This is a genomic window from Streptomyces sp. NPDC107517, from assembly GCF_055582645.1.
Genome location: NZ_JBVJPM010000010.1, coordinates 1 through 21430 on the forward strand (window position 1 = coordinate 1; position 21430 = coordinate 21430).

General features: G+C 70.0%; 20 protein-coding genes, 1 tRNA gene and 1 pseudogene. 14 read left to right on the forward strand and 8 right to left on the reverse strand.

Annotated features, from left to right (window positions below):
- The 5 genes and pseudogenes from ACZ67T_RS22785 to ACZ67T_RS22805 all read right to left on the reverse strand — a co-directional run.
- A pseudogene (locus ACZ67T_RS22785) lies at positions 1–302 on the reverse strand (2-oxoacid:ferredoxin oxidoreductase subunit beta); the annotation flags it as partial.
- The gene (locus ACZ67T_RS22790) at positions 295–2226 is read right to left on the reverse strand and encodes a 2-oxoacid:acceptor oxidoreductase subunit alpha (protein ID WP_469986430.1); all 1932 of its coding nucleotides are present in this window, start codon (positions 2224–2226) and stop codon (positions 295–297) included. The gene ACZ67T_RS22790 and the pseudogene ACZ67T_RS22785, both read right to left, overlap by 8 nt.
- Positions 2227–2546: 320 nt before the next feature.
- Positions 2547–3206 (reverse strand): LuxR C-terminal-related transcriptional regulator, encoded by a 660-nt coding sequence (locus tag ACZ67T_RS22795; RefSeq protein ID WP_469986795.1) that lies wholly within the window; start codon positions 3204–3206, stop codon positions 2547–2549.
- Between the two features lie 174 nt (positions 3207–3380).
- On the reverse strand, positions 3381–4730 hold the full coding sequence (locus tag ACZ67T_RS22800; protein ID WP_469986432.1) for a sensor histidine kinase: 1350 nt from the start codon (positions 4728–4730) through the stop codon (positions 3381–3383).
- Positions 4731–4852: 122 nt separating this feature from the next.
- Positions 4853–6031 (reverse strand): sensor histidine kinase, encoded by a 1179-nt coding sequence (locus ACZ67T_RS22805; protein WP_469986434.1) that lies wholly within the window; start codon positions 6029–6031, stop codon positions 4853–4855.
- A 180-nt stretch (positions 6032–6211) separates the two neighbouring features.
- Here ACZ67T_RS22805 and ACZ67T_RS22810 point away from each other — a divergent pair, with 180 nt between their 5' ends.
- The 13 genes from ACZ67T_RS22810 to ACZ67T_RS22870 all read left to right on the forward strand — a co-directional run bounded on the left by ACZ67T_RS22810 (position 6212) and on the right by ACZ67T_RS22870 (position 18082).
- A complete protein-coding gene (locus tag ACZ67T_RS22810; RefSeq protein WP_469986796.1) occupies positions 6212–6589 on the forward strand; it encodes an NADH-quinone oxidoreductase subunit A in 378 nt (125 codons plus the stop codon).
- Positions 6580–7212, forward strand: a complete 633-nt coding sequence (locus ACZ67T_RS22815) for an NADH-quinone oxidoreductase subunit B (RefSeq protein WP_469986436.1) — start codon at positions 6580–6582, stop codon at positions 7210–7212. The genes ACZ67T_RS22810 and ACZ67T_RS22815 overlap by 10 nt, the downstream gene beginning before the upstream one ends.
- Positions 7209–8384, forward strand: a complete 1176-nt coding sequence (locus ACZ67T_RS22820; RefSeq protein ID WP_469986437.1) for an NADH-quinone oxidoreductase subunit C — start codon at positions 7209–7211, stop codon at positions 8382–8384. Before ACZ67T_RS22815 ends, ACZ67T_RS22820 begins: the two co-directional genes overlap by 4 nt.
- Entirely contained in the window at positions 8381–9352 is a 972-nt protein-coding gene (locus ACZ67T_RS22825) for a complex I subunit 1/NuoH family protein (protein ID WP_469986439.1), read from the forward strand. The genes ACZ67T_RS22820 and ACZ67T_RS22825 overlap by 4 nt, the downstream gene beginning before the upstream one ends.
- Positions 9349–9996 carry a NuoI/complex I 23 kDa subunit family protein gene (locus tag ACZ67T_RS22830; protein WP_469986441.1) on the forward strand — a complete coding sequence of 216 codons (648 nt, stop codon included), beginning with the start codon at positions 9349–9351 and terminating at the stop codon, positions 9994–9996. Before ACZ67T_RS22825 ends, ACZ67T_RS22830 begins: the two co-directional genes overlap by 4 nt.
- Positions 9993–10613 (forward strand): NADH-quinone oxidoreductase subunit J family protein, encoded by a 621-nt coding sequence (locus ACZ67T_RS22835; RefSeq protein ID WP_469986443.1) that lies wholly within the window; start codon positions 9993–9995, stop codon positions 10611–10613. Before ACZ67T_RS22830 ends, ACZ67T_RS22835 begins: the two co-directional genes overlap by 4 nt.
- Positions 10613–11029, forward strand: a complete 417-nt coding sequence (gene nuoK, locus ACZ67T_RS22840) for an NADH-quinone oxidoreductase subunit NuoK (RefSeq protein ID WP_469986445.1) — start codon at positions 10613–10615, stop codon at positions 11027–11029. The genes ACZ67T_RS22835 and nuoK overlap by 1 nt, the downstream gene beginning before the upstream one ends.
- Positions 11026–13020: an NADH-quinone oxidoreductase subunit 5 family protein gene (locus tag ACZ67T_RS22845; protein ID WP_469986447.1), complete on the forward strand. Its 1995-nt coding sequence runs from the start codon at positions 11026–11028 to the stop codon at positions 13018–13020. Before nuoK ends, ACZ67T_RS22845 begins: the two co-directional genes overlap by 4 nt.
- A gap of 6 nt (positions 13021–13026) precedes the next feature.
- On the forward strand, positions 13027–14601 hold the full coding sequence (locus tag ACZ67T_RS22850; RefSeq protein ID WP_469986449.1) for a complex I subunit 4 family protein: 1575 nt from the start codon (positions 13027–13029) through the stop codon (positions 14599–14601).
- A complete protein-coding gene (locus tag ACZ67T_RS22855; RefSeq protein ID WP_469986451.1) occupies positions 14598–16139 on the forward strand; it encodes an NADH-quinone oxidoreductase subunit N in 1542 nt (513 codons plus the stop codon). The genes ACZ67T_RS22850 and ACZ67T_RS22855 overlap by 4 nt, the downstream gene beginning before the upstream one ends.
- A gap of 49 nt (positions 16140–16188) precedes the next feature.
- A complete protein-coding gene (locus tag ACZ67T_RS22860; RefSeq protein ID WP_469986453.1) occupies positions 16189–16644 on the forward strand; it encodes an MscL family protein in 456 nt (151 codons plus the stop codon).
- A 185-nt stretch (positions 16645–16829) separates the two neighbouring features.
- On the forward strand, positions 16830–17693 hold the full coding sequence (gene htpX, locus ACZ67T_RS22865) for a zinc metalloprotease HtpX (protein WP_469986455.1): 864 nt from the start codon (positions 16830–16832) through the stop codon (positions 17691–17693).
- On the forward strand, positions 17690–18082 hold the full coding sequence (locus tag ACZ67T_RS22870; protein WP_469986456.1) for a YccF domain-containing protein: 393 nt from the start codon (positions 17690–17692) through the stop codon (positions 18080–18082). The genes htpX and ACZ67T_RS22870 overlap by 4 nt, the downstream gene beginning before the upstream one ends.
- A 317-nt stretch (positions 18083–18399) precedes the next feature.
- Here ACZ67T_RS22870 and ACZ67T_RS22875 read toward each other — a convergent pair whose 3' ends face one another.
- Complete coding sequence (locus ACZ67T_RS22875; protein ID WP_100598068.1) at positions 18400–18888, reverse strand: YajQ family cyclic di-GMP-binding protein; 489 nt, start codon at positions 18886–18888, stop codon at positions 18400–18402.
- A gap of 216 nt (positions 18889–19104) precedes the next feature.
- Here ACZ67T_RS22875 and ACZ67T_RS22880 point away from each other — a divergent pair.
- Positions 19105–19186, forward strand: a tRNA-Tyr gene (locus ACZ67T_RS22880).
- Between the two features lie 134 nt (positions 19187–19320).
- On the opposite strand, the gene ACZ67T_RS22885 is transcribed toward ACZ67T_RS22880, so the two are convergent.
- On the reverse strand, positions 19321–20733 hold the full coding sequence (locus ACZ67T_RS22885; protein ID WP_469986457.1) for a tyrosine-type recombinase/integrase: 1413 nt from the start codon (positions 20731–20733) through the stop codon (positions 19321–19323).
- 60 nt (positions 20734–20793) lie between these two features.
- A complete protein-coding gene (locus tag ACZ67T_RS22890; protein WP_389702181.1) occupies positions 20794–20982 on the reverse strand; it encodes a helix-turn-helix transcriptional regulator in 189 nt (62 codons plus the stop codon).
- Positions 20983–21430: the final 448 nt, after the last annotated feature.

Genomic DNA, 21430 nt, shown 5'->3' on the forward strand with positions numbered 1-21430 from the left:
GCGAGTCCGGTCGCGATGGCCGGGGCGCGGCCGTGGATGGAGTGCATCCCGTAGGTGTTCATGTAGTACGGGAAGCGGGACGAGCAGCCGATGCCCGAGACGAAGACGATGTTCTCCTTCGCCAGCCCCAGCTCGGGCATGAAGCCCTGCACGGCGGCCAGGATCGCGTAGTCGCCGCAACCCGGGCACCAGCGCACCTCCTGGTCCGACTTGAAGTCCTTCATGGACTGCTTGGCCTCGGCCTTGGGGACCAGCGAGAGCGCCTCGATCGTGCCTGTGCCTTTCGTGCCGGTGTCAGCCATCGATGGCCTCCTTGAGAGCCGTGGCGAGCTGCTCCGCCTTGAACGGCATGCCGTTGACCTGGTTGTAGGAGTGGGCGTCCACCAGGTACTTCGCCCGGACGAGGGTGGCGAGCTGGCCGAGGTTCATCTCGGGGATCACCACCTTGTCGTAACGCTTCAGGACCTCGCCGAGGTTCTTCGGGAACGGGTTGAGGTGGCGCAGATGGGCCTGCGCGATGACGTCACCCGCGGCACGCAGCCGGCGGACGGCCGCGGTGATCGGACCGTAGGTCGAACCCCAGCCAAGGACCAGGGTGTTGGCGCTGCCCGAGGGGTCGTCGACCTCGATGTCCGGGACCTCGATGCCGTCGATCTTGGCCTGGCGGGTGCGGACCATGAACTCGTGGTTGGCCGGGTCGTAGGAGATGTTGCCCGTGCCGTCCTGCTTCTCGATCCCGCCGATACGGTGCTCAAGACCGGGCGTTCCCGGGATCGCCCACGGACGGGCCAGGGTCTGCGGATCGCGCTTGTAGGGCCAGAACACCTCGGTGCCGTCGGCCTCGGTGTGATTCGGGCCGGAGGCGAACTGGGTGCGAAGGTCGGGGAGTTGGTCGATCTCGGGGATGCGCCACGGTTCTGACCCGTTGGCCAGGTAGCCGTCGGAGAGGAGGAAGACCGGGGTGCGGTACGTGATCGCGATGCGGGCCGCCTCGAGCGCGGCGTCGAAGCAGTCGGCGGGCGTGCGCGGCGCGACGACCGGGACCGGCGCCTCGCCGTTGCGCCCGTACATGGCCTGGAGCAGGTCCGCCTGCTCGGTCTTGGTGGGCAGGCCGGTGGAGGGGCCGCCGCGCTGGATGTCCACCACCAGCAGCGGCAGTTCGAGGGAGACGGCCAGTCCGATCGTCTCGCTCTTGAGGGCCACGCCGGGGCCGGAGGTGGTCGTGACGGCGAGGCTGCCGCCGAACGCCGCGCCCAGCGCCGCGCCGATCCCCGCGATCTCGTCCTCGGCCTGGAACGTGCGCACGCCGAAGTTCTTGTGCTTCGACAGCTCGTGCAGGATGTCCGAGGCCGGCGTGATCGGGTACGAGCCCAGATACAGCGGCAGGTCCGCCTGACGGGACGCCGCGATCAGCCCGTAGGACAGGGCCAGGTTCCCGGAGATGTTGCGGTAGGTGCCGGTCGGGAACGCGGACGAGGCGGGCGCCACCTCGTAGGAGACCGCGAAGTCCTCCGTCGTCTCACCGAAGTTCCAGCCCGCGTGGAAAGCGGCGATGTTCGCCGCGGCGATCTGCGGCTTCTTCGCGAACTTCGACTTGAGGAACTTCTCCGTGCCCTCGGTGGGCCGGTGGTACATCCATGACAGCAGGCCCAGCGCGAACATGTTCTTCGAGCGGCCCGCGTCCTTGCGGGACAGCTCGAACTCCTTGAGCGCCTCGACCGTGAGCGTCGTCAGCGGCACCGGATGGACGTGATATCCGTCCAGCGAACCGTCCTCCAGGGGCGAGGTCTCGTAACCGACCTTCTGCATCGCCCGTTTGGTGAACTCGTCCGTGTTGACGATGATTTCCGCGCCGCGCGGCACATCCGCGATGTTCGCCTTCAGCGCGGCCGGGTTCATCGCCACCAACACGTTCGGCGCGTCGCCAGGCGTGAGGATGTCGTGGTCCGCGAAATGCAGCTGGAACGAAGAAACGCCCGGCAGTGTCCCTGCGGGCGCTCGGATCTCGGCGGGGAAGTTCGGCAGCGTGGACAGGTCGTTTCCGAACGACGCAGTCTCCGAGGTGAACCGGTCACCCGTCAGCTGCATTCCGTCGCCCGAGTCGCCCGCGAACCGGATGATCACCCGGTCCAGACGCCGTACGTCCTTGTCGTTCGCGTGTTTGCGCTGCTCTCCGACCACTGCCCCATCGGCCTGCTCGGCCGGGCTACTGACCTGGCTGGTCACTGAACTGGACCTCCCTCGAGGCGGCTCTGCGGGAGCGGCCGGCCGACCGGCCTCTCCATGGCCCACCCTACGTCGGTAAGGGTCGCCTTCCCTGGATGGTTCGCATGGTGGACGTGACAATGAGACACCCTGATGACCTTGTTTGTCATGATTTACCCACCCCATGGCCCCCTGTTCGAAGACGCGCCCACTCATCCTTTGGTTCTAGGGCCGAATCCGGGTCGACTTCCGGTCGGCTCCGGCTCGACCCGGAAGCCGGTTCCGGGGCGTCCCGGAGTCCGCCGGCCGATTCCCGCCATATCTGACAGGGTGTCAGGTCGTCACGAGTTCAGGTAGGTGAGCACCGCCAGAACACGCCGGTGATCCCCGTCACTCGGGGACAGCCCCAGCTTCAGGAAGATATTGCTGACGTGCTTCTCCACCGCGCCGTCGCTCACGACCAGTTGACGCGCGATCGCCGAGTTCGTCCGGCCCTCGGCCATCAGGCCGAGCACCTCGCGCTCACGCGGAGTCAGCCCCGCCAGTACGTCCTGCTTACGGCTGCGCCCCAGGAGCTGGGCCACCACCTCGGGGTCGAGCGCCGTACCGCCCCGCGCCACCCGCACCACCGCGTCCACGAACTCGCGCACCTCGGCCACCCGGTCCTTGAGCAGGTAGCCCACGCCGTGGCTGGAACCGGCGAGCAGCTCGGTCGCGTACTGCTCCTCCACGTACTGCGAAAGGACCAACACCCCGAGCCCCGGGTGCTGCTTGCGCAGCAGGACCGCGGCGCGCACGCCCTCGTCCGTGTGTGTCGGCGGCATCCGCACGTCGGCGACCACCACGTCCGGCAGCGCGTCCTGCGCGGCCAGGTCGGTGATGGTCTTGACCAGCGCGTCCCCGTCGCCCACGCCCGCCACCACGTCGTGCCCGCGGTCGGTCAGCAACCGGGTCAGGCCCTCCCTGAGCAGCACTGAATCCTCGGCGATGACCACTCGCACTCTGTCCTCCACGTTTCTCGGCCCCCCACAGCCCGTCCCACCCGTTCGACAGTCACCAGCATCCCAGCATCCGGACGGCCCTGGGCGGTGGCGCCGGGATTGGCCGGGAAGAGGGAGGACACGCGTGTGCGGTGCGCCCCGGAGAGGGTGCACCGCACACGCGTGTCCTGGTCGTCAGGCGCGCCGCCACGGCAGTTCGGCCGTGATCCGCGTCGGGCCCGCCGGTGGCGAGTCCACCAGGAGGATCCCGTCGACGGCGTCGAGCCGCTCGGCGAGCCCCGCGAGGCCGGAACCGGCACGGGCGTCGGCGCCGCCCACGCCGTTGTCCGTCACCTGGAGCATCAGTCGGTCCTCGACCCGCCACACGTCGACCGTGGCGCGGGTCGCCCGGCTGTGCTTGCTGACGTTCTGCAGGAGCTCGCTGACCGTGAAGTAGGCGATGCCCTCGATGGCCGGAGCGGGCCGCGCGGGCAGGTCGACCTCGACCTGTACCGGGACCGTGCAGCGTGAGGCCACGGAGGACAGGGCAGCGTCCAGGCCGCGGTCGGTCAGGATGGCCGGGTGGATGCCGCGGGCCAGGTCCCGCAGCTCCTGGAGCGCCGTCTTCACCTCGCCGTGCGCCTCGTCCACCATGCGCGCCGCCGCCCGCGGGTCCTCGGTCAGCTTCTCCTTGGCGAGACCCAGGTCCATCGCGAGGTTGACCAGGCGGGCCTGTGCGCCGTCGTGCAGGTCGCGCTCGATGCGGCGCAGGTCGGCGGCGGCCGTGTCGACGACGACGCCGCGGTCCGACTCCAGCTCCACGACGCGAGTGGCGAGCCGGGAGGGGCCGAGCAGTCCGCTCACCAGCACCCGGTCCACGGAGGCCAGCGCCCTGATGATCCACGGCGTCGCGAGCGTGATCAGCAGGCCGACGGCCGCGGTGACGGTGATCTCGAAGGGGTTGTCCAGGTACACGTTGTGCGCGCCGTCGCCGTACAACTGGATGCCGCCCTGGCCCGCGTACATGGGGAAGACCCACTGCCACAGCGGATACGTGAGCAGGGACCAGCCGACCGTCCAGAAGACCAGCGCGACGTTGAACGCGAAGACCGCCCACGGAAAGTGCACGACCGCGTACAGCAGGTTGCGCCAGGACTCGCCGCTCTTGAGGAAGGCGCCTGTCCACGCCATCGGGCCGTGGGCGCGGGGCCGCAGCGGAGCCGGGGTGCCGACGTCGATGCCGAGCAGCGCGCGCGCCCTGGCCCGCTCCATCGCGGCGAACCCGCGCGCCCCGGCGAGGGCGCCGGCCAGCACGGGGATGCCGAGGAACGTGATCAGCAGGCCGACGCCGAGCGACAGCGTCGTGACCGCGAACACGAACGTGATGATGCTGATCGGGAGGCTCAGGAGCAGATAGCCGAACTCGCGGAACGTACGGCCCTCGAACGGCGCGCGCAGTCCGGCCGGGAGACGGTGACGCCGTTCCCCGGCCACCGCGTCGTCGCGGTAGCCGTGTCCCTGTCCGTACTGCGTGGGCGTGATCATCGGTGGGGTCCGTCCGTTCTGCTCGTCCGCCTGGTACGTCCAGACTCCTCGCGGCGGCGCCTCGCGGCCATGGAGCCGGTCGGCGTCTTGGACCGGGGGTTTTCCCTACCCCCGCGGGCCTCTCAGGCAGGTGTGCGGTCGCGCCAGGGCAGCTCGGCGGTCACGGTCGTCGGGCCGCCCTCCGGCGAGTCCACGACGAACAGGCCGTCCACCGCGCCGAGCCGGTCCGCGAGGCCCGACATGCCCGTGCCCTTGTCGAGGCTCGCGCCGCCGTGCCCGTCGTCCCCCACCTGGATCAGCAGCCGGTCCCCGGAGCGCCACACGTCGACCGACGCCGACCGCGCCCCGCTGTGCTTGCTGACGTTCTGGAGCAGTTCGGACACCGTGAAGTACGCGATGCCCTCGATCGCCGCGGCGGGCCGCTGAGGCAGGTCGGCCGTGACCTTCACCGGGACCGTGCAACGCGAGGCCACGGAGGACAGGGCAGCGTCCAGGCCGCGGTCGGTCAGGACCGCCGGGTGGATGCCGCGGGCCAGATCGCGCAGCTCCTGAAGGGCCAGCTTCACCTCGCCGTGTGCCTCGTCCACCATGGCGGCAGCGGCGTCCGGGTCCTCGAGCAGCTTCTCCTTCGCGAGGCCGAGGCCCATCGCGAGGTTGACCAGGCGGGCCTGTGCGCCGTCGTGCAGGTCGCGCTCGATGCGGCGCAGATCGGCGGCGGCCGTGTCGACGACGACGCCGCGGTCCGACTCCAGCTCGGCGATCCGCCGCTCCAGCTCGTCCGAGGGCGACAGGAGCGCCCGCGCCATCGCCCGGTCCGCGTTGGTCAGCCCCCGCACGATGAACGGAAGTACCGGCCACAGCACGAAGAGCCCGGTCAGCGTGATCGCGAACGTGAGCACGCCCCACGGCAGCCGTATGAACTCGTACAGCATCGCCCGCCAGCCCACCGGGTCCTTGAGGCCGGACCACAGCCGGCCGAAGAAGCCCTCGTCGCGCGTGCGCGGCAGCGGGCTCGGCTCCTCGATGCGCAGCCCGAGCAGCGCGCGGGCCCGCCCGCGCTCCGCCTTCCCGAGCTGACGCGCGCCGAGCAGACCTGCCGCGAGCACGGGCAGGCCGATCACCGTCACGGCCAGGCCGACGCCGGTGGCCAGCATCGTCACGACATACGTGAAGCCGAGCACGGCGACCGGCAGATTGCTGAGGAGATACGCGATCTCCTTCCAGGTGTGCCGGCCGAAGGCGAAGCGCGGGGCCGGCGGGCGGTCCGCGTCCGGCTCTGTGGTGACGATGCGAGCGGTCATATGCGACAGCGTGCCCGGCGCGGCGCCGGGGCGCCATGAGGCGGGCTGCCGGACCCGACGGGGGATAACCCCACCTCAACCCTGGACGCCTGCTTACCGTCTCTTTAACAGGCCCTAGACTCCCGTGCGTACAGATCGTCGAACACCACGGAGCGAGGGGCGGACGTGCCGGAACCGACCATGGTCGCCGCGGACTACTTCCAGACGTACTCCGTCGTCGGCGTGCTCGCCGCCGTGGGCGTCCTGTTCGTGGCCGTCGCCTTCGGCGCGGGACGGCTGCTGCGGCCGGTCGTTCCGACCCCCGAGAAACTCCTGACGTACGAGTGCGGCGTCGACCCCGTCGGCGAAGGCTGGGCCCACACCCAGGTCCGCTACTACGTCTACGCGTTCCTCTACGTGATCTTCGCCGTCGACTCGATCTTCCTCTTCCCGTGGGCGACCGTCTTCGCCGATCCGCAGTTCGGCGCGGCGACGCTCGTGGAGATGTTCATCTTCCTCGGCTTCCTCGCCGTGGGCCTGCTGTACGCATACAAGAAGGGCGTCCTCACATGGACGTGACCCCCTCGGAGCCCGTGCTCCTGCCGGATCCTGTCAGCCCGAAGAAGCTGGGCGTGCTGTCCCGCCTGGCCCCCGAGCCGATGAAGGTGGTCCTCAACTGGGGCCGCCGCTATTCGCTCTGGGTCTTCAACTTCGGCCTGGCCTGCTGCGCCATCGAGTTCATCGCGGCGTCCATGGCGCGGCACGACTTCATCCGCCTCGGCGTCATCCCCTTCGCACCGGGCCCGCGCCAGGCCGACCTGATGGTCGTCTCCGGCACGGTCACGGACAAGATGGCCCCGGCCGTGAAGCGCCTGTACGAGCAGATGCCCGAGCCCAAGTACGTCATCTCGTTCGGCGCCTGCTCCAACTGCGGCGGCCCGTACTGGGACTCGTACTCGGTCACCAAGGGCGTCGACCAGATCATCCCGGTCGACGTGTACGTGCCCGGGTGCCCGCCCCGGCCGGAGGCGCTGCTCCAGGGGATCCTGAAGCTTCAGGAGAAGATCGCGCGCGAGTCGCTGGGCGAGCGGTACGCGTCGGCTGACGCGGCGGCCGGGCGGCCTTCGGCGGCCGCGCTCAGCAGCGGTCTCGTGAAGCCGCCGGTTCCCGGGCGCGACGACTCCGGGGAGGGTGAGCGGTGACCGGCTGGCTGCCCCGACCCGTCGAGGAACTCTTCGGCCCGGACGCCACGGCCGAGGAGTCGTACGAGGTCCTCACCGTCGACGTTCCCGCGGACACGTGGACCGCCGCCCTCGAAACGGCCCGCACCACGCTGGGCTGCACCTACTTCGACTGGCTGAGCGCGGTCGACGAGCCCGGCACGGGCTTCCGCGTCTGCGCGCACGTCGTCGCCCTGTCTCCCGTACGCCGCCTGCTCCTGCGCACCACCGTGCCGCACGACGCCCCCGTCCTGGCCACCGCGGTCGACGTGTACGCGGGCGCGGCCTGGCACGAGCGCGAGACGCACGAAATGTTCGGCGTCCGCTTCGAGGGCCACCCGCACCTGGTGCCGCTCCTCCTTCCCGAAGGCTTCGAGGGCCACCCCCTGCGCAAGGACTTCGTGCTTGCGGCGCGCGTCGTGAAGGCGTGGCCGGGGGCCAAGGAGCCGGGGGAGCCTGCGGCGGGTGCGGGGCACGGTGGGCCGAAGCGGCGGCAGATGCTGCCGCCGGGTGTTCCGGATCCGAACGAGTGGGGTCCGCTGAAGGGCCAACTGCCGCCCGCCCCGGCCCGCCCGGCCCGCGGCGCGGGCCGCGCGGCGGGCGATCGTCCGGTGCGGCGGACGCGCACGGCGGGGGAGGGGTCGGCCAGTCAGGCCGCCCCGCCGGCCACGGATGCGGCGGCTGCCGCGCCGCCGAGGCGTTCGCGGAGTGCGTCGCAGGGGTCGGCTTCGCAGACGCCGGTGACCCCTGCGACACCTGCGGCTCCTGTGACTCCTGAGGAACCTGCAGCTCCCGTGGCGCCTGAGACACCTGCGGCGCCCAAGCCGGACGCCGCGCCCAAGCCGGACGCCGCGGGCAAGCCCGGCCCCACCGGCGACGCGCCCTGGCACCACGCCCGCCCGGCCTTCGACGAGCCGAAACCGGCCGCGCCGGAGGAGCTCACGCCTGAGGTACCGGCCGGCCCGGAGGAGCCCACGCCTGAGGCTCCGGCCGGCCCGGAGGAGCCCACGCCTGAGGCACCGGACGCCGCTGAGGCGCCAGCCACCCCGGAGACGGCCCCGGCTGAGGCACCGGCCACCCCCGACACCCCGGATGCCGAAGAAGCCCCCGACAGCCCCGACACCCCCGAAACCCCCTCAGGAGGAACGGAGTGAACGACGTGCTCGACGTCGCTCTGCGGCTCATCGTCGTCTTCGTCGCCTTCCTCGTCCTGCCCCTTGTCGTCGGCCAGACCGAGCACAAGGTGATGGCGCACATGCAGGGCCGCCTCGGCCCCATGTACGCGGGCGGCTTCCACGGGTGGGCCCAGCTCGTCGCCGACGGCGTGAAGTTCGCGCAGAAGGAAGACGTCGTTCCCGCCGACGCGGACCGCCGCATCTTCCAGCTCGCGCCCGCCGTCGCCCTCCTGCCGTACCTCCTCGTCCTGCTGGCCATCCCCGTGGGCCCGAGCGAGGGCGCGGTCGGCCAGGTCGTCGACGCCGGCATCTTCTTCGTGCTCGCCGTCATGGGCGTCGGAGTGCTCGGCTCGCTCATGGCGGGCTGGGCGTCGGCCAACAAGTTCTCCCTCCTGGGCGGCCTGCGCACCGCCGCTCAGCTCCTCTCCTACGAACTGCCGATGCTGCTCGCCGCCGCCTCGGTCGCGATGGCCGCGGGCACCGTCTCCCTGCCCGGCATCGTCGATGCCTTCGAGTGGTGGTGGGTGCCGTGGCAGATCGTCGGCGCCCTCGTCTTCTTCGTGGCGGGCCTCGCCGAGCTCCAGCGCCCGCCCTTCGACATGCCGGTCGCCGACTCCGAGATCATCTTCGGCGCGTACACCGAGTACACGGGCCTGCGCTTCGCCCTGTTCCTGCTCGCCGAGTACGCCGGGATCGTCGTCCTGTGCGGCCTCACCACCGTCCTGTTCCTGGGCGGCTGGCACGGGCCGTGGGGCGCCGACGGCCTCGGCTGGGTCTGGACGCTGCTGAAGGCGGCCGTCCTCGCGTTCGTCGTGATCTGGCTGCGCGTCACCTACCCCCGTCTCCGCGAGGACCAGCTCCAGAAGCTCTCCTGGACCTTCCTCGTCCCCCTCGCACTCGCGCAGATCGCGCTCACCGGAATCGTGAAGGTGGCGATCAACCAGTGACCGAGTCACTCCCGCCCAGCCGGCCCCGCATCCCAGGCGCGGGTCTCGCCAAGGGCCTCGCCGTCACCCTCCGCACGATGACGCGTAAGACCGTCACCGCGCAGTACCCGGACGTCCAGCCCGAACTGCCGCCCCGCACCCGTGGCGTCATCGGCCTGTTCGAGGAGAACTGCACGGTCTGCATGCTGTGCGCCCGCGAGTGCCCCGACTGGTGCATCTACATCGACTCCCACAAGGAGACGGTGCCGGCCGCCGTCGAGGGCGGCCGCGAGCGCAGCCGCAACGTCCTCGACCGCTTCGCCATCGACTTCGCCCTGTGCATGTACTGCGGTATCTGCATCGAGGTGTGTCCTTTCGACGCGCTGTTCTGGTCCCCGGAGTTCGAGTACGCGGAGACGGACATCCTCGAACTCACCCACGAACGCGACCGGCTGCGCGAGTGGATGTGGACGGTCCCGGCCCCGCCCGCGCTCGACCCGGCGGCCGAGGAGCCCAAGGAACTCGCCGCCGCCCGCAAGGCCGCCGAGAAGCTGGCCGCCGCCCAGGCCGCAGCCGCCCAGGCACCGGCCCCGGAAGCGCCCGGCTCCGCCTCTGAAGAACCCGCCCCCGACCAACCCGCCCCCGGAGAGGAGGGACCCGCGTGACCCCCGTCGCAGCGGCCGCCACCGCGGCCACGCAGACCCACGGCTTCCTCTCGCCGACCGGCGTCGAGATCGCGTTCCTCCTCGTCGGCCTGGTCACCTTCGGCGCCGCGATCGTCACCGTCACCACCAAGCAGCTCGTGCACGCGGCCCTGTGGCTGGTCGTCACCCTCGGCGGCCTCGCCGTCGAGTACCTGCTGCTCACCGCCGAGTTCATCGCCTGGGTGCAGGTCCTCATCTACGTCGGCTCCGTCGTCGTCCTCCTTCTGTTCGGGCTGATGCTCACGCGGGCGCCCATCGGGCGCTCCCCGGACGCCGACTCGGGCAACCGGTGGGCCGCGCTGACGGTCGCCGTCGCCGCGGCCGCCGCCCTCGTCTGGGTCGTCGTGGACGCTTTCCGTACCACCTGGGTCGACCTCGACGGCGCTCCCCAGGGCACCACCGCGGTGACCGGATCGATCCTCTTCCAGCACTGGGTGCTCCCCTTCGAGGCCCTCTCGGTCCTGCTGCTCGCGGCCCTGGTCGGCGCGATCGTCCTGTCCCGCAAGACCGCCGGGGCACAGGGCACGAACACCAAGACACAGGACATGAACTCCAAGGCCCGGGAGGGGAACCGCTGATGCACCTCGCCTATCCCGCCGTTCTCTCCTCCCTGCTCTTCTGCACGGGCCTGTACGGAGTCCTGGCCCGCCGCAACGCGATCCTGGTCCTGATGTCCGTCGAGCTGATGCTCAACGCCGTCAATCTCAACCTCGTCGCCTTCGACGTCTGGCTCAGCAAGGCGGCCCGCGACACCCTCCACTCCGGCCAGGCGCTGACCCTGTTCACCATCGCCATCGCCGCCGCCGAGATCGGTATCGGCCTGGCGATCGTGCTCGCCGTGTACCGCGGCCGCGGCACCTCCGACATCGACAAGCTCCGCGACACCGCCGAGTCCCCGGACGACGGCGGACCCGACGGCTCCGCACCGGACGGATCCGCAGCGGACACCGGCGCCCGGACCGCGGCGGACGAGAAGGCCGAGGCCACCGCGTGACCACCACGACCCTCGCCGTACTCGTCCCCCTCCTCCCGTTCCTCGCCGCCGCGGCGGGACTGCTCCTGGGCCGCACCGCCCCCGGCTTCGTACGGCCCCTCGCCGTACTGCCGACCCTCGCGGCGCTCGCCCTCGCCGTCCTCGTCGCCGTGCGCCAGGGCGGCGGCCGGAGCATCGACGCGGCCACCGAACTCACCCCGACGGGCTCGGTTCCCATCGAGCTCGCCCTGCACATCGACGGCTTCGCCGCGCTCGTCGCCGTCCTGGTCTGCGTCGTCGCGTCGTGCGTGCAGACCTACTCGACGGCCTACCTGCGCGACGACCCCCGCTACCCCTCGTACGCCGCGCTCGTCTCGCTCTTCACCTCCGCGATGCTTCTCGTCGTCTACTCGGGCGACCTGATGGTGCTGCTCGTCGGCTGGGAAGTCATGGGCATCTGCTCGTACTTCCTCGTCGGTCACTACTGGGAGACCCCGGAGGCGCGCGCCGCCTCCCTCAAGGCGTTCCTGGTCACCAAGCTCGGCGACGTCCCCTTCCTGATCGGCCTGTTCGCGCTCGCCGTGGACGCCGGATCCTTCCGCATCACGACGGTGCTCGGTGCCGTCGCGAGCGGCGGCCTCGACCACCCCACGCTGATCGCCCTGCTGCTCCTCGCGGGCGTGGCGGGCAAGTCCGCGCAGTTCCCGCTGCACACCTGGCTGCCCGACGCGATGGCCGGCCCCACGCCGGTCTCCGCGCTGATCCACGCCGCGACGATGGTCGCCGCCGGTGTCTACTTCGTCGCCAGGCTCCTCCCTGTCTTCGTCGCCTCCGGCGCAGCCCTGGTTGTCCTCGCCGTCATGGCCGCCGTCACGATGACGGGCTCGGCGCTCGCCGCCCTCGCGCAGGACGACATCAAGCGCGTCCTCGCGTACTCGACGATCGGTCAGCTCGGCTACATGACCGGCGCCCTCGCCGTCGGCGACCGCGGCGCCGCCGTCTTCCACCTCCTGTCGCACGGCGCCTTCAAGGCGCTGCTGTTCCTCGGGGCGGGCGTGGTCATCCACGCCGCCGGCACGAACTCGCTCGCCGCCATGTCCCGCATGAAGGACCTGCGCGACCGCGTCCCCGACGCCTACTGGACGATGACCGTGGCGCTCCTCGCGCTCGCGGCGATCCCGCCGTTCAGCGGCTTCTTCTCCAAGGAGGCCGTCCTCGGCTCCGCCGAGCACGCGGCCACCGGCCACGCCGAGGCGATCCCGTCCTCCGCGGGCTGGATCGTCCTCGTGTCCGGCCTCCTCACGGCCCTGCTCACCGCCGCGTACGCCACGCGCCTGTGGCTCCTGGCCTTCCGCGGCCACGGAGCCGAGGCCCCGGACCACGGCAGGCAGCCCGTCGCGATGAACGCCGTCCTGTGGGTCCTGGCGATCCCCTCGCTCGCCTTCGGCCTCACCGTGGGCGTCCTGCCCGGCTGGTTCGACGGGCGCTCGCTCACCCCGACCCTCACCACCTCCGTCCTCGGCACGGGCGTCGCCCTCGTCGGCGGGATCGTCACCTACGCGGCCTGGCGCCACACCACGGCCCTCGCCGCGCGTGTCCCGCTCGGCGCCGTCGCCGCCCACCCCGACGCGGACGGCGGCCTCATCGAGGCCGAGGCCATCGCCACCCACACGGCCGCGTACGGGGACATCGCCTACGCCCCCGACCCGGCGGACCCGGGCCGTCTCCTGCTCGGCCCGCTGCACCGCCACGCGGCCACCGGCTTCCACCTGGACGCCGTCTACGCGGCCCTGTTCGTCCGGCCCGTCCTGGCCGCGGCCTCACTGGTCCGCTTCCTCGACCGCGAGGTCGTCGAGACCTATGTGCGCGGCGCCGCCGCCGTACCCAACTGGCTGGGCCGGGCCGTCCGCCGCGCCCAGACCGGCAACGTGCAGACCTATCTCAGCGCCCTGCTCGCAGGGACCGTCGTCCTGGCGATCGCCGTCGTCCTCGTCGCCACCGCCGGAGCGTGAGCAGCCGTGATCGATATCAGCGAATCCGTGATGCAGTTCCTTCTCGCACTGATCGTCGTCGGCCCGCTCGTCGGCGCCGCCGCCGCTCTTCTCCCGGCCCCGCCCGGGCTGAAGGGGAAGTCCCCCGACCAGGCCGTGCTCCGCCACGGCGTGACCGTGACCGGCGTGATCCTCATCGCCGCGATCGTCCTCGCGCTCGGCTTCGACCATGACCACCCGTCAAAGATGCAGGCCACGACCGACATCAGCTGGATCCCCGCACTCGACGTGCGCGTCCACCTCGGCATCGACGGCATCTCGCTCCCCCTCCTCGTCCTGACCGCGCTGCTGACCTTCCTCTGCGCGCTGTACAGCTACTTCAAAATGCCGACGGGCCCGTCCCCCAAGGCATTTGTCGCGCTGATCCTCGTCCTCGAGTCCGGCACCCTCGCGACCTTCGCGGTGCTCGATCTGCTGCTGTTCTTCCTCGCCTTCGAGATGGTCCTCATCCCGATGTACTTCCTCATCGCCCGCTGGGGCGGTGAGCAACGGGCCAAGGCGGCCTGGAAGTTCATCCTCTTCACGCTCCTCGGCTCCGTCGTGATGCTGCTCGGCCTCCTCCTCATCGGACTCAACTCCGGCACATTCGACATGGTGGCACTCGCCTCTGACAATGGCCGGGGTCTGAGCACGTCCGTGCAGGTCACCGCCGTTCTGGCGATCGGGATCGGGCTCGCCGTCAAGACGCCGATGTGGCCGCTGCACAGCTGGTTGCCGGACGCCCACACCGCCGCGCCCACCGTCGGCTCGGTCCTCCTCGCCGGCGTGCTGCTGAAGATGGGCACGTACGGATTCGTGCGGATCCTGCTGCCGATCACGCCCGATGGCATGCACACCTTCGCGCCGTACCTCGCCGCGTTCGCCGTAGTCGGGATCATCTACGGGTCCCTGGCCTGCCTGGCGCTCGCACGGCCCGGAGCCAAGGGCGACCTCAAGCGCCTCATCGCGTACTCGTCCGTCGGGCACATGGGCTTCGTCCTGCTCGGTATCTCGACGATGTCCCCGACCGGAGTCAACGGCGCGCTCTTCGCGAACATCGCCCACGGCCTCATCACCGGCCTGCTGTTCTTCCTCGTCGGCGCCCTCAAGGACCGCACGGGCAGCACGGACCTGGACACACTTGCCCAGCAGGGCGGCATGGCGCTCTACGGCAAGGCGCCCCGCCTCGGCGGCCTCCTCGCCTTCGCCGCCGTCGCGTCCCTCGGGCTGCCGGGCCTCGCCGGGTTCTGGGGCGAGATGCTCGCCCTGTTCGGGGCGTTCAAGCCGGCCGCAGACCTGAGCCGCCCCGCGTTCCTCACGTTCATGGCGATCGCCGCGTTCGGCACCCTGCTCACGGCCGCGTACATGCTCGCCGTCGTCCGGCGGGTCTGCATGGGCCCGCACGAGGCCGAGGCGCCGAGGCTCGCCGACGTCCAGGGCTACGAGTTCGCCGCCTGGACCCCGCTCGTCGCCCTCACCGTCGTCGGCGGGCTCTGGCCCGCGGCCCTGATCGGCCTCACCGACCCGGCCGTGCAGAAGCTCCTCGCAGGAGGCATCCAGTGACCGCCGTCGCCGCGCCGTCCGTGGCGTCCCTCGTCCAGTCCGTCGACTGGCTCGCGATCGCGCCGCCCACCATCGCGGCGGTCGTCGCCCTCGTGGTGCTCGTCGCGGACCTGTTCCTCGGCGAACGCAGGAAGGCGCTGCTCGGCTGGGTCTCCGTCGCGGGCCTCGCCGCCGCCGCGCTCGCGCTGCTGCCGCTCCTGGACGGTGACCGCTCGACCTTCTGCCTCAAGACGCTCAAGGGTGAGCAGGCCGCGTGCAGCTACACGGCCGACCACTTCACGCTCGTCATCCAGTTCCTCGTCCTGGCCGGCGCCCTGCTGACCGCGCTGCTGTCCGTCACCGGCATCAAGGACGCGAAGAACACGCCCAGGGCGCTCCCCGAGGGGGAGTTCTGGTTCCTGCTCCTGTCCTCCGCCGCGGGCGCCGCCCTGCTGCCCGCCTCGCGCGACCTGGCCACCCTCGTCGTCGCCCTGGAAGTGGCGTCCCTGCCGGCGTTCGCCCTCGTCGGCATCAAGCGTGACGACCGGCGCTCCTCCGAAGCGGCCCTGAAGTTCTTCCTGTCCTCGGTCACGGCGACCGCGGTCACCCTCCTGGGTGTGAGCTTCGTCTACGCGACGACGGGCACCCTGCACCTCACGAGGATCGCCACCGCCCTGACGCACGTCGACGGGCAGTTCCACACCTTGGCCCAGGCGGGCGTCGCCCTCACCCTCGTCGGCTTCGCCTTCAAGACCGCCGCCGCCCCCTTCCACTTCTGGGTGCCCGACACCTACGTAGGAGCCCCCCTCCCGGTCGCCGCCTACTTGTCGGTGATCGGGAAGGCGGTCGGCTTCTCCGGGATCATCCTCGTCACCGTCGTCGCCTTTCCGTCCTACGCCGACGTGTGGGGTCCGGCGCTGGCCGCGCTCGCCGCGCTCACCATGACCGTGGGCAACGTGGCGGCCCTGCGCCAGCAGGCCACGCGCGCGTACAGCGCGGTACGCCTGCTCGCCTGGTCCTCGGTGGGCCAGGCCGGCTACCTCCTCGTCCCGATCGCGGCGGCCGCCTACTCCAAGGACGCCGACAAGGCCATCGGCTCCACCGTCGCGTACGCCCTCATGTACGCCGCCGTGAACCTCGGTGCCTTCGCAGTGGCCGCACTCGTCGCCCGTACGAAGCCCCTGAACCGCATCAGCGACTACCGCGGCCTGTACCGGTCGAGGCCCCTGGCCGCCCTGGTCCTCGGCTTCTTCCTGCTCTGCCTCGCGGGCCTTCCGCCCGGCATCATCGGCCTCTTCGCGAAGGTCACCGTCTTCTCGGCGGCCGTCGACGCGGGCCTCGGCTGGCTCGCCGTCGTCATGGCCGTCAATGTCGTGATCGCCCTCTACTACTACCTTCAGTGGACGGCGACCCTGTTCCGCCCCACCGAGGGCGAGCAGGCGGTACAGCGGATTCCGGCCCCGCTCACCGCGGCGATCGGGCTCACCGCCGTCATCGGGGTCGTCCTGTCGGGCGCACCTCAGATGGTGCTCCGTTTTGCCTCGACGGGCCTCTTCTAGGCACCCTCATAGCGACCCCCCAATCGTCGTACACCAGGGAGACACTGCCGTGCTGAGCGGGTTCAAGGACTTCATCCTTCGCGGGAACATCGTGACCATGGCGATCGGCCTTGCCGTCGGTTCCGCCTTCACCGCCGTCGTCACGGGCTTCAGCACGGCGTTCATCGCCCCGCTCATCGGCCTCGCCACGAGCTCGACCGGCGACTTCAGCAAGGCGCACTTCCAGGTCGACGGCACGGACTTCCCGTACGGCAAGTTCGTCGCCGCGGCGATCGCCTTCGTGATCACGGCGGCGGTGCTCTACTTCCTCGTCGTCGTCCCGATGATGAAGCTCCAGACCCGCCTCGACCGCGGCAAGCCGGTCGACATCAAGGCCGCTCTGCGCGACTGCCCGCGCTGTTTCAGCCAGATCCCCGCCATCGCCACCCGCTGCTGCCACTGCACCAGCGAGCTCAAGGCCGACCCCGAGGCCCTCGCGCTCGCCGGACTCCCCGAACAGCGCTGACCCCGGCCGGCGGGCCACCCCCCCACCCGTACGGCCTACACGCGCCCTCCTCGCCCTCCGCGCGCACAAGGGAACTCGTCCTCCTCGTCTGGCGTTGACCAGTACAGGAGGGTCCACTGGACCGTGGAAGCACCCAGCACCAGCAAGCAGAGGGTTCCCCTGCCGCACCACATGGAGGGCGTACCGTGCACCGCCGGCACAACGGGCTGAAGACCGCCGTACTCCTCGGGGGACTGTCCGCCCTCATCATCGTCATCGGCAGCTTCTTCGGTCGTACGGGGCTGATCGTGGGCCTCGGCATCGCCCTCGCGACGAACGCGTACGCGTACTGGAACAGCGACAAGCTGGCCCTGCGCGCGATGCGCGCGCGCCCCGTGAGCGAGTTCGAAGCCCCCGCGCTCTACCGCATGGTCCGAGAGCTCTCGACGCAGGCCCGCCAGCCGATGCCCCGTCTGTACATTTCGCCGACGGAAGCCCCCAACGCCTTCGCGACGGGACGCAATCCGCGTAACGCCGCGGTGTGCTGCACCGAAGGCATCCTGCGGATCCTCGACGAGCGCGAGCTGCGCGGTGTCATCGGGCACGAGCTGAGTCATGTCTACAACCGCGACATCCTGATCTCGTCGGTCGCCGGCGCCCTCGCCTCGGTGATCATGTTCCTGGTCAACTTCGCGTGGCTGATCCCCGTCGGCCGTTCGAACGACGACGACGGCCCCGGCCTGCTCGGCATGCTGATGATCATGATTCTGGGTCCGATCGCGGCCACAGTCATTCAGCTCGCCATCAGCCGATCCCGGGAGTACGAGGCGGACGCGTCGGGCGCCCAGCTCACCGGCGACCCGCTGGCCCTGGCGAGCGCCCTGCGCAAACTCGACGCGGGGACCAAGCAGTTGCCCCTGCCTCCGGAGCCGCGGATCGAGACCGCAAGCCACATGATGATTGCGAACCCTTTCCGTCCCGGGCAGGGCGTGTCCAAGATGTTCTCCACGCATCCGCCGATGGCGGAGCGCATCGCCCGGCTCGAGCAGATGGCAGGTCGTCACTCGTGAAGACAATCCTCAACATCATTTGGCTAGTGCTGAGCGGATTCTGGCTGTTCCTCGGCTACATGCTCGCGGGCCTGATCCTCTGCATCACGATCATCGGAATCCCGTTCGGCATCGCGGCGTTCAGGATCGGCGTGTACGCGCTGTGGCCGTTCGGCTATACGACGATCGAGCGCCAGGACGCGGGCGCCCCGTCCTGCATCGGGAACGTGCTGTGGCTGGTCCTGGCCGGCTGGTGGCTCACCCTCGCCCACATCGTGACGGGCATCGCGCAGTGCGTCACGATCATCGGCATCCCCCTGGGCATCGCCAACTTCAAGCTGATCCCGGTCTCCCTGATGCCGCTCGGCCGCGAAATCGTCCGCACGGACCAGCCGTTCGCATCGCGGTAGCCGGTAGCCGGTAGCCGGTAGCCGGTAGCCGGTAGCCGGTAGCCGGTAGCCCGGTAGCCCGGTAGCCCGGTAGCCCGGTAGCCCGGTAGCCCGGCAGCCAGGAGCGGACGCCGGACGTCCGACACGGACTTCGAGGGCCGAACCTGCGCTGACCGTGCGGGTTCTGCCGCCGCGACAACCTCAATGCCTGCGAGGCCGGTGGGACTCCAGTCCCACCGGCCTCGCAGACTCCGGGAGCGGCGGCAGACCATCACGTCAGGGAAATCGCCCCTGCTTCAGCGACAGTTGCGGTAGCCCGCCGTCCTGACCCGCTGTTCTTACCGGTAGTTCACGAACTGCAGCGCGAAGTCGAAGTCGTGCCCCTTGACCAGCGCCTGCACGGCCTGGAGGTCGTCGCGGCTCTTCGAGCTGACCCGCAGCTCCTCGCCCTGGACCTGTGCCTTGACGCCCTTGGGGCCCTCGTCACGGATGAGCTTCGCGACCTTCTTGGCGTTGTCCTGCGAGATGCCCTCCTCGATGGAGGCGAAGATCTTGTACTCCTTGCCGGAGAGCTGCGGCTCTCCCGCGTCCAGCGCCTTCAGCGAGATCCCGCGCTTGACCAGCTTGGTCTGGAAGACGTCGAGGATCGCGTTGACGCGGTCCTCGGAGTTCGCCTCCATCAGGATCTTCTCGCCGGACCACGAGATCGAGGCGCCGACGTTCTTGAAGTCGTAGCGCTGCGAGATCTCCTTGGCGGCCTGGTTGAGGGCGTTGTCGACCTCCTGCCGCTCGACCTTCGAGACGATGTCGAAACTGGAGTCGGCCATGTCCTGTGGCTCCTTGTATCGGGTTGTGAAACGGCTTGCGTCCGGATGCGTGATCCACGGCCCTGGCTCCCTGGGCCGCATCCGCAAAGCCTAGCCACCACCCCGCCCCCGGGTGCCGATCAATCGGGTGGCGAAGCACCCCCGTTCATCAGGTATCGTTTACGTCGTTGCCACGGAGCACCGCCCCACAGCGGAGATCCAAAGCAGCAAACCCATGGCGGTGTGCCCGAGCGGCCAAAGGGAGCAGACTGTAAATCTGCCGGCTCAGCCTTCCCAGGTTCGAATCCTGGCGCCGCCACATGGTGGAGAACCCCCTCCGAACTGCGGAAACGCAGTTCGGAGGGGGTTTCTTTTTGCTCGAACACCAAGATTTGAAACGTGGTCGAAAAGCGAGGTTTGTCTCGCTAGGTCTCGGGTGTGGCCCGGCCCTGATCAGTGCGTGTCCCCCAGGCGTCCCCCGGGGGAGGCGCCGTTTCCGTCCCATTCCCGCAGGCCAGCCTCGATCTGGCGGTTCGCTCGGTCCTGCGCCTGAGCCAGAACCTTCGCGTAGACCCGGAGAAGCACCGCGACGGAGTGGCCGGCCCTGCGAGCCACCTCCATTGGGTCGACCCCGGAGAAGAGCCAGAAGGAGACGCCAGCGCACCTTAGGTCGTACGGGCGACGGGCGAGAGGCGATGCCGCCTCGGTTGGGGAGAGGGCTGTATGCCGGGCCTCTGCCCAGACCTCGCCATAGCCTGTGTCCTGAATTACGCCGCCGCGGCTCGTCCGGAAGAGCCGACCGTCCGGGGCCGCGCCGTAGCGCGTGAGGTGCCACCGGAGCATGGAAACGAAGTGCGGGGGGATCGGTACTACTCGAGAGTCTCGGGCCGCTCGTGCCTTCAGGTGGCGGTCCTGGTGGGCCCGGTCGTCGTCCGTCCAGCCGTGGCCAGCGTGGACGATGCCGCCGCGGAGCGTGAGACGACCCCATCCGCGTTGGGGGAGATGGCACTGCGACGCGGTCAGGGCCACGGCTTCAGCGGGGCGCATGGCAGCGTAGTAGAGGCACCCGAAGAAGGCTTCGAGGTGGGCGCCACGGTCGCCCTGCACGCGTACGCCTGCGAGTAGCTCACGAACCTGTCGAGGGTTGGCCACGCTCGCGGGGTCGACTTCCTCTGTGGACTTTGGAGGCGACCACTTCACCGTGGTCAACGGGTTCACGGGGATGGTGAAGTACCGACGTTCCACCGCGAGACCGAGGGCGTCGCTGAGGCAGGCTCGCTTGCGGTTCGCCGTACGTCCGGCCGCGCGCGAGCCATCGAGCAGTGTTGACAGAGCATCGAGCGCCAAGCGAAGCGTTCCGGGGTCTTCGAGCGCGGCAACAGGCAGAGAGTTCTTCTCCAACCAGCGCAGAGCGTCGGTGACTTCGCGAGGGTGCTCCTGATCCCAGCGGCTCTTGTTGTACGCCCATCCGTAGAGGGCGGTGCGGAGGGTGCGGGCCGACGGTTGCCCGGCGGTCGTCTTCACGAGCGCGGGAGTGATGGTTGCCAGGGCGTCCGCATCATTGCGGCGGGACTTGGCAGGGAGGCGGTCCCACCTCCGATCGATGTACGCGCGGGTGTGCTCGTACCAGGTCACGGAGCCATTCAGCGCGCGGAGTTCGGAGGCGGGCATACCCGTCTCCACATCGAATTGCTCGCCCTTGCGAAGGGCGGTCATCAACTCTGAGCGGCGGCCGTCTGCCTGAGCTTTAACGGTGTAGCTCTTCGAGTGCTTCTGGGAACCGACCAGCCATCGGACGCGGTAGGGCTTCGGGCGGTCGCGGCGGGTCTCGATGCTGTAGATGCGGACGTCGTACGTGAGGGGCATGACTCTCCGGGCATGGGGAGGGGCCCGCCCCTTGGGGGCGGGCCCGTGCGGCGGGTGCTATCAGGCGGCGCGTTCCTCGCAGCTCTCCCACCAGGCGTCGAGGTCGGCGCGGCTGACGCGGACTTGGCCGTTGGGGAGCTTGCGGAGGCGGGGAGCTTGGCCGCGGGCGCGCATCCGGTAGAAGGCGGCGCGGCTCATCTGGATCTCTTCGAGGACTTCGGGGAGCTTGAGCATCGCGGGGCGTGCCACTGCGGACTCCTTTGAGGCATCGGGGTGGCGGACGAATGGCCCGCCAGTGGTTGCGCCTGTCCGAGGTTCGGATTTCTGCGTCACCGCGTCACGTGCGTCATTCGCGCGTTTGACCTGCGGGTATCTGTGACGGAGAGGAGGTGAGCCGCGTCACCGCCGCGTCACCTGTGTCACTGGGGCGTGACGCAGGTGACGCAGGATGACGCAGACGATCCGGTTCTGCGTCACGCCTGTTCCGGCAGGTCAGGGGCCGGTTTCCGTAGCGCGTGACGCAGGTGACGCAGCGTCTTCCTACTTAGGAAAAAGAGGGGGTGGTGTCTGTTGTTGTGCGCGGCTCAGGACGTGAAGAAGGAGCCGCTGCGCGGCACGTCCTTGGGGCGGTGCTGCGCACCGAACAGCAAGAGGAGCACCCATCGCGGGCAGGGACGGGTGCTCTTCTTGCTGTTGT